Genomic DNA, 13,016 nt, shown 5'->3' with positions numbered 1-13,016 from the left:
CTGACGTGTTATTTCACACAATCTTCGTGGGTGACGAAGCGCTGCAAAATCTCTCGTCCACGGCTGTCGCGGAAAAGCAACTTATAGCTGACGCCTTTCTCCATCAGCGAAGCGATTTCATTGTCTGAACAGTAGGTGTTCTTCAAGTTATCCGCCAGCACAGTCGGTGCAATATCGCCGCTTCCAGAGTAAAGCAATGTCAGTTCGATCATACTGCCGTCTGCTTTCGCGCGAACGATGTTATAGCCAGGACCTTCAACAGGCATAATTTTGCCAAGCATGTCTGCGCGTTGCGCAGCGAAGGTTTCAGCAATTTCTTGATCAGACGTACTGGAACACGCCGAAATAACCATTGCTAGTAAGCCAGCAAGTGCAATTCGTCCAGTTGATGATACTAGTCGCATTAAAAAATCCTTTGCATATCCGTTGCCAAATTAGGCGGGCAACACTTTCTTAAACGGTTTGATGATGACATCTTTGTAAACACCCGCTTCGATGTACGGGTCGGCATCGGCCCAAGCCTTTGCATCAGCGAGACTGTCAAATTTTGCAATAACCGTGGAGCCAGTGAATCCTGCTTCACCAGGATCTTCAGAATCAATCGCCGGATTAGGGCCTGCAACCAGCAGACGGCCTTCGGCGTCAAGTTCGCGAAGTCTAGCCAAGTGTTGCTCACGTACTTGCATACGCAAAGGCAAACTATTCTCTACATCTTGTGAAAAAATGACGTACCACATCCGTGTTTTCTCTCTCGGTTATCTTTTGGTTCACAGTATCTCGCCAAGTGTATGCGAGCGTAACCAAAATCGCTTATTGAAATGTATGATTTATGACTTATTTATCGGTCTTGGTCGACCGTTGGCATCAATCGCCACGTAGTTAAACGTTGCTTCGCAAACTTTATGGCGTTGACCGACACCATCCGCAGCGACAGGTTTCACCCAAACTTCCAGTGCAACGCTCATGGATGTGCGTCCAATACGAATGCATTCGCCATAGCAACACACAACATCACCGACTTTTACCGGTGTTTTAAAGACAATTTCTTCAACGGAGACCGTCACAACACGTCCGTGAGAAATCTCTTTTGCCAAAATGGCACCCGCCAAGTCAAGTTGAGACATGATCCAGCCGCCAAAAATATCACCGTTTGCGTTGGTGTCTGCCGGCATGGCGAGGGTGCGCAATAAAAGTTGGCCGCGAGGGCAATTGTTCGTTTCCGACATGGTACTACTTCCGGGAAATGAAAAACCCATGTGAGATAAAATTTCTCCCATTGGGCTAAGTAATTATTCTGAATCGGTTTCTTTCTTCGATTCGTCTGACAAGCTTTCTTCTTTCGGCATGTGCTTGTAAATATAAACGCCAGTGACCAAGGTGTAAGCCAATGTGAGACCAAGTAAGCCGAACACTTTGAAATTCACCCATACATCAAGGGGCAGCTGATACGCCACATAGATATTGACGACAGCAAGCACCGCAAAGAACGCGACCCACGCAGTGTTGACGTTTCGCCACACAGCATCAGGCAAGACAATTTCCTTACCCAGCATGCCTTTAATAAGCGGCTTACCCATGAGTTGTGAAATGATCAGGCCGCCCGCAAACAGTGCGTAAACAATGGTCACTTTCCATTTGATGAAGTTGTCATCTTGGAAAAAAAGCGTCATCCCGCCAAACACTGCAACCAGTGCGGCAGTCACTATTTGCATTTTTTCGACTTTCTTGTACAACACCCACGTCATGATCACTTGGATAAGGGTGGCAACGATAAGTGCTCCAGTGGCGACGTATATGTCCTGCATTTTGTAGAGGGCAAAGAAAATGACTAATGGAATAAAGTCGAGGAGCTGTTTCATTCAGGTACTTATCCTTGTTGACCCTGCTGGGTAGGCGCGATTCAGCGTTCGAGTTTACCGAATTATGATCAGAGTTAAAACGTGATTAACCGGATGAATTGCTGTGGGATATGCTGAATAAAAATCGTTGAGTGCGCTTTGAGCGATTAAAAGGAGAAAGCGAAAGATTTTGAACACAAAAAAGGCCGGCAGTTGCCGACCTGTCTTTGTCTTTGAATCGTGATTATTTCTTGGTGGCCGCTTTTAGGCTTACCACAAACTCACCAAGTTCTTTGAGCATGGTGGCTTCATCATTCACATTACGTTCAATGATTTTAACCACGGCTGAGCCTGAAATGGCACCCGCCGCACCCGCAGCGATGGCTTCTTTCACTTGTGACGGCTCAGAAATACCGAAACCGAGCAGTGGGCGTGGTGCGCCGTAATCACTCAGTTTTTCAAGCAAATGTTCAATCGGCTGACCGGCTTTGGTTTCTGCACCTGTTACGCCAGCGCGTGATAGCAAGTAGGTGTAACCGCCGCCTAGGTCGGAAATGGTTTTCAGTGTGTCTTCATTGGCATTCGGTGGCGCAATGAAGATGGCATGAACACCATGTTTAGCCGCTGAATCACGAAACTCTTTGGATTCACCCGCTGGAACATCGGCAATCAATACCGAATCCACACCGGCATCTGCGCATTTCGCGTAGAAGTTGTCGATACCATTAGCGAACACTAGGTTGGCGTACATCAACAGACCCATAGGGATCTCAGGGTGGTTTTCACGCACTTGGCGAAGGATGTCGAAGCAGTTGTCAGGCGTGGTGCCAGAATCCAATGCGCGGATTGCTGCGCCTTGAATGGTTGGGCCGTCTGCCAATGGGTCAGAAAAAGGGATACCCAGTTCCAGTGCGTCAGCACCGTTAGCCACTAAGGTTTCAATGATCTTTAATGATTGCTCTGGGTTTGGATCGCCAATGGTCACGAAAGGAACGAAGGCACCTTCGCCTTTGGCATCGAGTTTTTCAAACATCGCTTCATAGCGGTGAGACAAGGTCGCAGCCATTACATCACTCCTTTTTCTTTCAAAATGTCGTGCACGGTGAAGATGTCCTTGTCTCCACGACCTGACAAGTTAACCACTAACAATTGTTCTTTCTCTGGGTTTTCGCGCGCCATTTTTAGCGCGTAAGCCAATGCGTGAGCGGATTCCAGTGCAGGGATAATACCTTCGTGGCTCGCGAGCTCTTGGAAGGCATCGAGCGCTTCGTCATCGGTAATGGCAACGTATTCGGCGCGGCCAATTGAATTTAAGTGTGCGTGCTGAGGGCCAACAGATGGGAAGTCGAGACCTGCAGACACAGAGTATGACTCTTCAACTTGGCCATTCGGGTCTTGCATCAGTGGCGACTTCATTCCAAAGAAGATACCCAGCTTGCCGTGTTTAAGCGGCGCGCCATGTTGGTCAGTGTCTAGGCCGAGACCTGCTGGCTCAACGCCAATCAATCCCACATCAGATTCTTCGATGAAATCAGCAAACATACCAATCGCGTTTGATCCACCGCCGACGCAGGCAATCACGCTGTCGGGTAAGCGACCTTCGCGTTCCAAAATCTGTTGCTTGGTTTCTTCACCAATCATTTTCTGGAATTCACGCACGATGGTCGGGAAAGGGTGAGGACCCGCTGCTGTACCAAGAAGATAGTGTGCATCTTCATAGCTTGCAGACCAGTCACGTAGCGCTTCGTTACACGCATCTTTCAGGGTTGAAGAACCAGAGTGAACAGGAATGACTTCTGCGCCCATTAACTTCATGCGGAATACATTCGGGCTTTGACGTTCTACGTCTTTTGCACCCATGTAAACGCGGCATTTCAAATCAAGCAGTGCACAAGCCAGTGCTGTTGCCACACCGTGTTGACCCGCACCTGTTTCAGCGATGATCTCTTTCTTGCCCATGCGTTTCGCAAGCAGTGCCTGACCCAACACCTGATTGGTCTTGTGCGCACCACCGTGAAGTAAGTCTTCACGCTTTAGGTACAGCTTGGTCTTGGTGCCTTTGGTAAGGTTACGCGTTAGCGTCAATGCGGTTGGGCGACCTGCATACTCTTCCAAAAGGCCAATAAACTCCTTCTGAAACTCAGGGTCATTTTGCGCATCAATAAACGCTTGCTCTAACTGGTCCAGTGCTGGGACCAAGATTTGTGGTACGTACTGACCACCAAATTCGCCGAAGTAGGCATTCAACTTAGTCATAACCGTCCTTTAGTAATCTCTAAGCGCTGAGAATGCAGCGTCCAATTTTTGTTTATCTTTGATACCCGGCGCGCTTTCGACGCCAGAGTTAAAATCGAGTCCTGCGCAGCCCAGTTGTGCTGCGTCTTTTGCGTTTTCTTGCGAAAGGCCACCTGCGATCATCACGGTGTCTTTGCGATCCTCTGGAATGAGAGACCAATCAAACGCTTTGCCTGTTCCGCCGCTTTGTGTGCCCACACGGCTGTCGAATAGATTTCTGTCGGCGTTAGCCTCAAGCGCAGGCGCGGTATCGCTCACGCCGTGGGCTTTCCAAATCTGCGTATTGCTTGGCAAGGCTTCACGCAACGCTTTCACGTAGTCGCCATCTTCATTGCCGTGCAACTGAACCGCTGACAGTGATAGCGTGTTTGCAATATCAGCAACATCTGAAAGCGCATGATTTTGGAACACACCTACGTAAGCAAGCGGTGCGCCTTCCATGACTTTTCGTGCTGCATCCACATCCACAAAGCGCGGTGATTTTTCAACGAAAATGAGTCCACCGTAGTTGGCATAGGCGTCATAAGCGGCTTTGGCATCTTCTGCACGTGTTAAACCGCAGACCTTGTTGTCACCGTAAAGTACACGACGTACAGCACGTTCAACATCGTCTTCAGACATTAACGAGCTACCAATCAAAAAACCGTTTGCAAAAGGTGCTAGCTCTCGCACTTGTTGATGGGTATAGATACCTGATTCTGAAATCACGATGGTGTCTTCAGACAAACGCGGCGCGAGCTCTTTCGTACGGTTTAGGTCGATGCTTAGATCGCGCAAGTTGCGGTTATTAATGCCAACAACCTTGGCTTTTAGCGCAATGGCGCGTTCCAGTTCTTCTTCGTTGCTGACTTCTGTCAGCACGCCGAGGTTAAGTTCATGCGCGAGTGCAGACAGTTCACGGTATTCATCGTCGTTAAGTACAGACAGCATCAACAAAATGGCATCAGCTTGATGAAAACGCGCGAGGTAGACTTGGTAGGTGTCTACCACGAAATCTTTGCAAAGCACAGGGCAAGGCACTTGGCCGCGGACTTGCGGTAGAAAGTCAAAGTTACCTTGGAAGTACTTTTCATCTGTGAGGACAGAAATCGCCGCGGCATGGTTGCCGTATACGCTGGCGATGTAATCCAAGTCGAAGTCATCGCGGATGAGCCCTTTTGATGGCGAGGCCTTCTTACACTCCAAGATAAACTTGGCGGGTTTGCCTGAAAGCGCATCGTAAAAGCTGCGATTACTTGGGACGACTTCATTGATGAAGCTCGCTAGCGGCTGTGCCGTCTTACGCGCTTCAATCCAAATGTGTTTATCCGCAACAATTTTTGCTAATACCGTTTCCATTAGTTGCTCCGTGACGCAAGTTGCTGAACGAGTTCGAAGGGCTTTCCGCTGCTCATCACATCCAGCGCTTTTTGCGTGTTTGCTTTCAGATCTTCCTGCCCGAAGAGGCGAAGCAGAAGTGCAACGTTAACGGCAACAGCGCTTTGCTGTGCTTCTGTTCCTTTACCTTGTAGGATCTGTGTGATGATTTCTCGGTTCTCTTCTGGCGTGCCCCCTTCAATGGATTTGAGAGGGTGGGTATTAACGCCGAAGTCTTCCGGTGTCAGTGTGTATTCGATGATCACGCCATCTTTAATTTCAGCCACGGTGGTTTCACCGTGAATGGCGACTTCATCAAGCCCGCTACCGTGGACAACCGCAGCGCGTTTTAGGCCAAGGGTTTTGATGGTTTCTGCAATCGGCCTTACGAGGGCTTTGTCATAAACTCCCATCAATTCCAGCGTTGGTTTTGCTGGGTTAATCAATGGGCCTAGCAGATTAAAGATGGTGCGCGTTTTCATGGTTTGACGAACAGGCATCGCGTGGCGAACACCGCTGTGGTATTGCGGTGCGAATAAGAAGCACACACCCAAGTCGTCTAATGCGCCACGTGCTGTGTCTGGGCTCATGGCTAAATCAATACCGAACGCAGCAAGCAAGTCGGAAGAGCCAGATTTGCTCGATACGCCTCGGTTACCGTGCTTGGCGACTTTCACACCACAGGCTGCGGCAACAAAGGCTGCTGTCGTGGAAATGTTGATGGAGTTCGAGCCGTCACCGCCGGTGCCAACAATGTCAGCGAAGTCATAGTCAGGTGATGGGAACGGATTTGCGTTTGCGGTTAATGCAGATGCCGCACCCGCAATCTCTTCTGGCGTTTCGCCTTTGATTTTGAGCGATGTTAATGTTGCAGCCAGCAGGATAGGGTCCATTTCACCTTTGATGATGGTGTCGAACAGCTGATGGCTTTCTTCACGAGACAGAGATTCTTGTTCGTAAAGCTTATTAATAATTGCATCCATGTTTACTCTCCTTGTCTTGTCGTCCATCAGCGCGGTTGTGTCGCCCAGTTGATTGTATTTGTAAGAAGGTCTGCGCCTTTCGTTGTCAAAATTGACTCTGGGTGGAATTGGAAACCGACAACGCGATCTGCGTCGTTCACCACCGCCATGACTAAGCCTTCTACATCCGCAATCACATCCAGTGAATCCGGCACCTTGGTCGCAACCAACGAGTGGTAGCGCGCGATGGTAAGTGGGCTTTCAATGTTGCCAAACACAGCATGGGCGTTGTGGGTCATTTGCGAGGCTTTTCCGTGAACGATTTCACCCGCACCAGCAACCACACCGCCATAAGCTTCTGTGATGGCTTGTTGACCGAGACAAATGCCAATCATTGGCACTTTGCCTTTTAGTTTTTGAATCAGCGCTGGCATACAGCCTGCTTCTGATGGCGCCCCCGGGCCTGGGGATAGCACCACTACGGGGTTGGTCAGCTCGCTGATTGCTTGTTCAATTTGCTCTGCAGACAAGCTGTTGCGATAAATCTTTACCGGATAACCCAATGAGCGGAATTGGTCGACCAAGTTGTAGGTGAAAGAATCGAAGTTATCGATGAGCACGATGTGTGCATTCATGGCTTGGCTCATTGTGCACCTCCTGAATGTGCTGCTCGAATTGCCGTCAGCACCGCCTGTGCTTTTCCGCGTGTTTCATCGGCTTCAGCTTGAGGCACGGAGTCGAACACCACGCCTGCGCCTGCTTGCACTTGCGCAATACCATCTTCAACGTAAGCAGAACGGATCACGATACAAGTGTCCATGTCACCATGGCCTGTCAGGTAGCCAACAGCACCCCCGTAGCTACCACGGCGACGTTTTTCGAATTGGCGGATAAGCTGCATGGCACGGATTTTTGGTGCGCCTGTTAGGGTGCCCATATTCATGCAAGCCTGATAGGCATGCAGCGCATCAAGATCGTTACGCAGTTGACCAACAACACGAGACACGAGATGCATGACGTGGCTATAGCGGTCAACTTGCAGAAGGTCTGACACGTAACGTGTACCCGGTTCACTGATTCGCGCTACGTCATTACGCGCCAAATCAACCAGCATCATGTGCTCGGCTTTTTCTTTGGTGTCGTTGCGAAGTTCGAGTTCGATACGGCCGTCTAAATCCAAGTTGATGGAGCCGTTTGGGTTTTTACCACGAGGGCGCGTGCCTGCAATCGGGTAAATTTCCACTTGGTTGGTATCTTTGCTGTATTTCAGTGCACTTTCCGGTGATGCGCCAAACAAGGTGAACTCACTGTCATGCATGTAGAACATGTACGGGCTCGGGTTACCTTGTTTGAGTTTCAAGTACGCATTCAACGGGGAAGGGCAAGGCAGTGTGAATCGGCGGCTAGGCACGACCTGAAACACGTCACCTTTGACGACGTATTCTTTAAGTGTGTCAACGGCCTGACAGAAATCTTCGTCGCTGATAGAAACGGCGATTTCTCCATCTTCAACTTGTTGTGCGACTGGCATTGCCGTTGGGTTCAGGCAGCTTTCTTTAATGGCTTGAAGTCGGCGACTTAAATCAAAGTAGGTTTGTGTGGTGTCATCACCACCGAAGAGAGTGCCTTGCAACTTTGCTTTGCGGCGCTGGTGGTCAATGACCAAGAGCGTTTCGGCGACATAGAAAAGAAAATCAGGGCAGCGATTGCTTTCTTCTGCGTCAGGCAGCGGTTCAAACTGCGCCACCAGATCGTAGGCAAAAAGGCCGCCAATCATCAGTGCATCGTCGGGTTGCTCTTCCAGCTGGAAAGCGTGTTGAATCAGGCGAAGTGCGTCAAACGGCGAAGGTTGGCGTAAACGCGCATCTTCATCGAGCGTTCTGTCTTCTTCTGAAAAATGAAGCGTCAGCATGTTGCCATCGCGCTCACGACAAATCGCGATACCTTGATGATCAATCTGGGCTTCAACGGCATTCAATACATTGTTGCCGTTTTCCGATTTTGCTTCGAGTTCGACAATGCGGCCGCGGCAAACGATGCGGACTGCAGCATCCACCAACATCAGACTTTTCAGGTCCTGCTTTGAATCAATCTCGGCAGACTCTAAAAGTAGACTGTGCGGGCGGTCCTGACAGACTGCGGCATATAATTCAGTCGGAGCGGCGACGTACGGCACATCCAAGCTCAGTACGTCTAATTCGCCTTGTTTTAAAGCGTGGTTTTTCACAGCGTTCTCCCTGCTGCTTCAACAAATGGTTTTAGTTCCTGCATTAACTGCGCGAACATGTCTCCTGTGAGCGCTTGATGGCCATCAGACAGGGCTTCCGCAGGGTTTAGGTGGCTTTCGACGATAATACCGTCAGCCCCCACTGCGGCGGCGGCACGTGAAAGAGGAATAACCAATTCACGCACACCCGTCCCATGGCTTGGATCCACGACAACTGGCAGGTGGCTGCGTTGCTTTATGTAGGCGACTGCATTTAAGTCCAGCGTATTACGCGTTGCAGTCTCGTAAGTGCGGATACCACGTTCACAAAGGATGATGTTCGGGTTGCCAGCATCATAGATATATTCTGCGGCTAGCAACAGTTCCTCGATAGTGGCGGAAAGTCCGCGTTTTAACAAGACTGGTTTGCCTGTTTCGCCAACTGCTTTTAACAATCCGTAGTTTTGCATATTACGCGCGCCAATTTGAAGGCAATCAATGTATTCGCACAGTGAATCCACCTGACTGACTTCCATCACTTCTGAGACGGTCGGCATACCTGTTGCGTCACTGGCTTGTTTAAGCAGCTTTAGGCCTTCAACGCCCATGCCTTGGAAATCATATGGGCTGGTGCGAGGCTTATACGCGCCGCCTCGAAGCGCCACCGCGCCGTGGCTTTTAACAACATCGGCAACAGACAACAATTGTTGTTCGGATTCCACAGAGCAAGGGCCGGCGATAACCGCGAATTTGTCGCCACCCACCGCCATATTCCCAATACGTACGACCGTGTCGTGCGCTTGCACTTCACGACTGACCATTTTGTATTTGGATAAAATGGGTTTGACCTCTTCTACCAAGGGGTCGCTCTCTAGGTGGAGTTTTTGCAACACGCGCTCATCACCCAACGCACCTAAAACGATGCGTTCAACGCCCGGCATAAACAACGGTTTCAAACCCGCTTGTTCAATTTTGCCCAGAATGGCTTTTGCTTGTTGTTCCGTCGCTTGCGGTTTTAATACGATAATCATGTTAAAAATCCTTTTGGTGCCGCCACCTTCAATAAGGTGCTCAATGCATTCTGGGCGGTAAATAGAGGTATAAAAAAACCCGCTATCTGCGGGCTTGGTGACGTCTTTCCGTTAGGTACAACTCATCACACTGCCCGCTATAGGGAGTGCCACCACCAGTTAATCATTACTGTTTGTTGAGTGAGGTTATGCTGTACCATGATGACGTTATCCATTTGTGTTCGTAATCGTGTACTAGTTAACTAGTGTATGGTGGTAATGTCAAGCAACGAATTGAAGAAAATTAATGCTATTTGATCTCCACAGCCACACCACGGCGTCCGACGGACGCTTCAGCCCAGCAGAACTTGTAAAGCGCGCGGTCGATTTTCGCGTCCAAGTGCTTGCTATCACGGATCACGATACTGTCGCGGGTATTGAACCTGCTAAGCAGGCAGTGATTGAGGCTGATCTTCCTTTGCATATCGTCAATGGCATTGAAATTTCTACCGTTTGGCAAAACAAAGACATCCACATTGTTGGATTGAACATTGATCTCGATTCGCCTGAGCTAAATGCGCTGATTGCGCAGCAAGCTGATCGTCGTGACACGCGCGCAGAGCAAATCGCGGAGCGTTTGGAAAAGAACCGCATGCCGGGCGCATTAGAAGGTGCAAAGGCCTTGGCGGGCGATGTGCCGCTAACCCGTGCGCATTTCGCGCGTTGGATGGTCGAGCAAGGTCATGTGAAGAACATGCAAGCCGTATTTAAGAAATATCTGACGCGTGGCAACCCCGGTTATGTGCCACCAAACTGGTGCACAATCGCAGAAGCTGTTGATGTTATTCACAAAGCGGGAGGGCAGGCAGTGATTGCTCACCCAGGTCGCTATAAACTGACAGCGAAATGGTTAAAACGCTTGCTAGAAGCATTTAAAGAAGCGGGTGGAGACGGGATGGAAATTGTCCAGCCTCAACAATCTCCTGTCGAACGTCGACAACTTGCTGACTATGCTATTCATTATGGATTACTGGTATCCCAAGGATCTGACTTCCACTATCCGTCGCCATGGCTTGAGCTTGGGCGCAATTTGTACCTGCCAAAGGGGTGCGAAGGGATTTGGGAAAGTTGGACACTACCAGTCATTGAAGGGGCAGAGATAAGCCCAGAGGAGGAAAAGTGAGCCAATTTTTTTACGTTCACCCTGAAAATCCACAAACACGCTTAATCACGCAGGCTGTTGCCATTGTGCGCAACGGCGGCGTTATCATTTACCCAACGGATTCGGGCTATGCACTGGGTTGCCAGCTTGAAAATAAACCTGCGCTAGAAAAAATCTGTCGTATTCGCCGCTTGGACGATAAACACAACTTTACTCTGCTGTGCCGAGATTTATCTGAAATTTCCGTGTATGCGCGCGTCGATAATACCGCCTACCGCTTGATTAAAAACAACACGCCAGGGCCTTACACCTTCATCTTGAAAGCGACGAAGGAAGTGCCGCGTCGTTTGATGAACCCTAAGCGTAAAACCATTGGTATTCGTGTGCCGGATAATCGTATCGCACTTGATTTGTTGGAAGCGCTGGGTGAGCCGATGATGTCGACCTCACTGATTCTGCCTGGGAATGATTTTACCGAGTCTGATCCAGAAGCCATTCGTGACCAATTAGAGCACACCGTTGATGTCATCCTAAATGGAGGCTACCTTGGTGAGCAACCGACCACAGTCGTTGATTTCAGCGATGGAGAGGCCGAAATTCTCCGCCATGGCACAGGCGATCCTTCCCCATTTCTGTAAGCTTATAGGCATACAAAACTCATGGCGTGATTGTGCTTTTTTAGGCATAATACGCCGTTGCCTCAGATTTCTTTCTGACGGCCTTTTCTTTCCGACATCGACGCCTGTGAAGGCGACAGTAAGGTGAAACGTAAATGAGCGAAAAATTACAGAAGGTGCTAGCCCGCGCAGGTCTTGGTTCTCGTCGTGAGATCGAAAGCATGATTCAGGCTGGCCGTGTCAGTGTTAATGGTGTTGTTGCGAAGCTGGGTGACCGCCTAGATGACGCGTCAACGAACATTCGTGTTGATGGTCATAGCGTGCAAGTTGCCGCACCTTCTGAAGTTGTGTGCCGCGTGTTGGCGTACAACAAACCTGAAGGTGAACTGTGTACACGTAGCGATCCTGAAGGTCGTCGTACCGTTTTTGATCGTCTTCCTCGTATGAACGGTGCCCGCTGGGTTGCTGTTGGTCGTTTGGATGCGAACACATCTGGTCTGATGCTGTTCACCACTGACGGTGAACTTGCAAACCGCCTGATGCACCCAAGCCGCCAAGTACAACGCGAATACATGGTGCGTGTATTTGGTGAAGTGAACGAGCAGATGATCAAGAATCTGGTTCGTGGCGTAACGCTAGAAGACGGCGAAGCCCGTTTTGAAGATATCGTTTACGCTGGCGGTGAAGGCATGAACCATACTTTCTACGTTGTGATCACTGAAGGGCGTAACCGCGAAGTGCGTCGTCTGTGGGAATCACAGGGTGTGACTGTTAGCCGTCTGAAACGTGTACGTTACGGCAACCTCTATCTGAACAAAGAACTGCCACGCGGCGGTTGGATGGAGCTTGAACTGGATGACGTAAACTACCTTCGAGAGATGGTTGAACTTCGTCCTGAGCGTGAAACCATGATCACGCCAGAAATGAAGAAGCGTAAAGCGCGTAGCCAGAAGATCCGTCGTGCGGTTCGTCGTCATGAAGATCGCGTTGAAAGTGCTGATACACGTAAGCCACGCCCACAACGTCGTGGTGGTGAGCAATCTGCAGCTTCTGACAAGCCAGCACCACGCCGTGGTCAAGGCCGCACTGATGCGGGCAAACCAGCGCAACGTGCTGGTGGACGTCCGGGCAAGCCAGGGCAGAATCGTCCGGGTCAGTCTTCTTCTCGTCAGAAGGTTCAAGGCGGCAAGCCTCAAAGCAGCAAACGCCAAGGCCGCTAAGCGCCAACAGGTTCAAAAAAGCCAGCATCTGATGCTGGCTTTTTCTTTATGTATGTCTCGTCCTGGAATAAGTTGACACTTTGGAGACTTATTCATGAAAGAGTCAAACTCCAAGCGTATCCGCCGAACTTCCCGTGATTATTCAATGGGCTTTAAATTGTCCGTTGTCGAACGGGTTGAAAACGGCGAACTGACATACAAACAAGCTCAGGAACGTTATGGTATCCAAGGGAGAAGCACTGTTCTGGTGTGGCTCAGAAAACATGGTAGATTAGATTGGTCCAAGCCAATGAGGCTACCCAACATGACGCAGTCGAAAGAAACACCCGCCCAAGAGATCAAACGACTCA

14 protein-coding genes, 1 pseudogene and 1 other annotated feature are annotated in these 13,016 nt (G+C 49.8%); of the genes and pseudogenes, 4 read left to right on the top strand and 11 right to left on the bottom strand.

The genetic code is table 11. From position 1 onward, the window contains the following. Positions 1-8 precede the first annotated feature (8 nt). The 11 genes from gspS2 to aroF form a co-directional block, all read right to left on the bottom strand. Positions 9-404, bottom strand: a complete 396-nt coding sequence (gene gspS2 / locus EQP46_RS23630; protein WP_129495931.1) for a type II secretion system pilot lipoprotein GspS-beta — start codon at positions 402-404, stop codon at positions 9-11. Positions 405-434: 30 nt separating this feature from the next. Then, entirely contained in the window at positions 435-737 is a 303-nt protein-coding gene (locus EQP46_RS23625; protein ID WP_017011388.1) for a YciI family protein, read from the bottom strand. Positions 738-827: 90 nt separating this feature from the next. Then, on the bottom strand, positions 828-1,226 hold the full coding sequence (gene yciA / locus EQP46_RS23620) for an acyl-CoA thioester hydrolase YciA (RefSeq protein ID WP_017011387.1): 399 nt from the start codon (positions 1,224-1,226) through the stop codon (positions 828-830). 63 nt (positions 1,227-1,289) lie between these two features. After that, entirely contained in the window at positions 1,290-1,859 is a 570-nt protein-coding gene (locus tag EQP46_RS23615) for a septation protein A (protein ID WP_129495930.1), read from the bottom strand. Positions 1,860-2,082: 223 nt separating this feature from the next. Then, positions 2,083-2,904, bottom strand: a complete 822-nt coding sequence (trpA, locus tag EQP46_RS23610; RefSeq protein WP_129495929.1) for a tryptophan synthase subunit alpha — start codon at positions 2,902-2,904, stop codon at positions 2,083-2,085. Continuing rightward, positions 2,904-4,094, bottom strand: coding sequence for a tryptophan synthase subunit beta (gene trpB, locus EQP46_RS23605; RefSeq protein WP_129495928.1), 1,191 nt, complete (start codon positions 4,092-4,094; stop codon positions 2,904-2,906). The genes trpA and trpB overlap by 1 nt, the downstream gene beginning before the upstream one ends. A gap of 9 nt (positions 4,095-4,103) precedes the next feature. Further along, on the bottom strand, positions 4,104-5,471 hold the full coding sequence (gene trpCF / locus EQP46_RS23600) for a bifunctional indole-3-glycerol-phosphate synthase TrpC/phosphoribosylanthranilate isomerase TrpF (protein WP_129495927.1): 1,368 nt from the start codon (positions 5,469-5,471) through the stop codon (positions 4,104-4,106). Beyond that, the gene (gene trpD / locus EQP46_RS23595; protein WP_129495926.1) at positions 5,471-6,472 is read right to left on the bottom strand and encodes an anthranilate phosphoribosyltransferase; all 1,002 of its coding nucleotides are present in this window, start codon (positions 6,470-6,472) and stop codon (positions 5,471-5,473) included. The genes trpCF and trpD overlap by 1 nt, the downstream gene beginning before the upstream one ends. Before the next feature lie 26 nt (positions 6,473-6,498). Next, on the bottom strand, positions 6,499-7,098 hold the full coding sequence (locus EQP46_RS23590) for an aminodeoxychorismate/anthranilate synthase component II (protein WP_129495925.1): 600 nt from the start codon (positions 7,096-7,098) through the stop codon (positions 6,499-6,501). Continuing rightward, positions 7,095-8,678 (bottom strand): anthranilate synthase component 1, encoded by a 1,584-nt coding sequence (locus EQP46_RS23585; protein WP_129495924.1) that lies wholly within the window; start codon positions 8,676-8,678, stop codon positions 7,095-7,097. The genes EQP46_RS23590 and EQP46_RS23585 overlap by 4 nt, the downstream gene beginning before the upstream one ends. Next, on the bottom strand, positions 8,675-9,688 hold the full coding sequence (aroF, locus tag EQP46_RS23580) for a 3-deoxy-7-phosphoheptulonate synthase (protein ID WP_129495923.1): 1,014 nt from the start codon (positions 9,686-9,688) through the stop codon (positions 8,675-8,677). Before aroF ends, EQP46_RS23585 begins: the two co-directional genes overlap by 4 nt. 69 nt (positions 9,689-9,757) lie before the next feature. Continuing rightward, positions 9,758-9,852: a sequence feature (Trp leader region), on the bottom strand. 122 nt (positions 9,853-9,974) lie between these two features. Here aroF and rnm point away from each other — a divergent pair. The 4 genes and pseudogenes from rnm to EQP46_RS23560 all read left to right on the top strand — a co-directional run. Beyond that, on the top strand, positions 9,975-10,850 hold the full coding sequence (rnm, locus tag EQP46_RS23575; RefSeq protein ID WP_129495922.1) for an RNase RNM: 876 nt from the start codon (positions 9,975-9,977) through the stop codon (positions 10,848-10,850). Next, positions 10,847-11,467, top strand: a complete 621-nt coding sequence (locus EQP46_RS23570; protein WP_129495921.1) for an L-threonylcarbamoyladenylate synthase — start codon at positions 10,847-10,849, stop codon at positions 11,465-11,467. Before rnm ends, EQP46_RS23570 begins: the two co-directional genes overlap by 4 nt. Positions 11,468-11,601: 134 nt before the next feature. Next, positions 11,602-12,666 carry a 23S rRNA pseudouridine(2605) synthase RluB gene (rluB, locus tag EQP46_RS23565; RefSeq protein WP_129495920.1) on the top strand — a complete coding sequence of 355 codons (1,065 nt, stop codon included), beginning with the start codon at positions 11,602-11,604 and terminating at the stop codon, positions 12,664-12,666. Between the two features lie 94 nt (positions 12,667-12,760). After that, a pseudogene (locus EQP46_RS23560) lies at positions 12,761-13,016 on the top strand (helix-turn-helix domain-containing protein); the annotation flags it as partial.

The sequence above is a fragment of the Enterovibrio baiacu genome (assembly GCF_004120195.1).
GTDB classification, from domain to species: domain Bacteria; phylum Pseudomonadota; class Gammaproteobacteria; order Enterobacterales; family Vibrionaceae; genus Enterovibrio; species Enterovibrio baiacui.
The sequence above is the reverse complement of the archived record's forward strand: the minus strand, read 5'-3'. Positions and strand labels throughout refer to the sequence as shown.

What these genes read in the sequence shown, in the direction of transcription:
- gspS2 (WP_129495931.1), bottom strand. Translation starts at nt 404, where the DNA reads ATGCGACTAGTATCATCAACTGGACGAATTGCACTTGCTGGCTTACTA.
- EQP46_RS23625 (WP_017011388.1), bottom strand. Translation starts at nt 737, where the DNA reads ATGTGGTACGTCATTTTTTCACAAGATGTAGAGAATAGTTTGCCTTTG.
- yciA (WP_017011387.1), bottom strand. Translation starts at nt 1,226, where the DNA reads ATGTCGGAAACGAACAATTGCCCTCGCGGCCAACTTTTATTGCGCACC.
- EQP46_RS23615 (WP_129495930.1), bottom strand. Translation starts at nt 1,859, where the DNA reads ATGAAACAGCTCCTCGACTTTATTCCATTAGTCATTTTCTTTGCCCTC.
- trpA (WP_129495929.1), bottom strand. Translation starts at nt 2,904, where the DNA reads ATGGCTGCGACCTTGTCTCACCGCTATGAAGCGATGTTTGAAAAACTC.
- trpB (WP_129495928.1), bottom strand. Translation starts at nt 4,094, where the DNA reads ATGACTAAGTTGAATGCCTACTTCGGCGAATTTGGTGGTCAGTACGTA.
- trpCF (WP_129495927.1), bottom strand. Translation starts at nt 5,471, where the DNA reads ATGGAAACGGTATTAGCAAAAATTGTTGCGGATAAACACATTTGGATT.
- trpD (WP_129495926.1), bottom strand. Translation starts at nt 6,472, where the DNA reads ATGGATGCAATTATTAATAAGCTTTACGAACAAGAATCTCTGTCTCGT.
- EQP46_RS23590 (WP_129495925.1), bottom strand. Translation starts at nt 7,098, where the DNA reads ATGAGCCAAGCCATGAATGCACACATCGTGCTCATCGATAACTTCGAT.
- aroF (WP_129495923.1), bottom strand. Translation starts at nt 9,688, where the DNA reads ATGATTATCGTATTAAAACCGCAAGCGACGGAACAACAAGCAAAAGCC.
- rnm (WP_129495922.1), top strand. Translation starts at nt 9,975, where the DNA reads ATGCTATTTGATCTCCACAGCCACACCACGGCGTCCGACGGACGCTTC.
- rluB (WP_129495920.1), top strand. Translation starts at nt 11,602, where the DNA reads ATGAGCGAAAAATTACAGAAGGTGCTAGCCCGCGCAGGTCTTGGTTCT.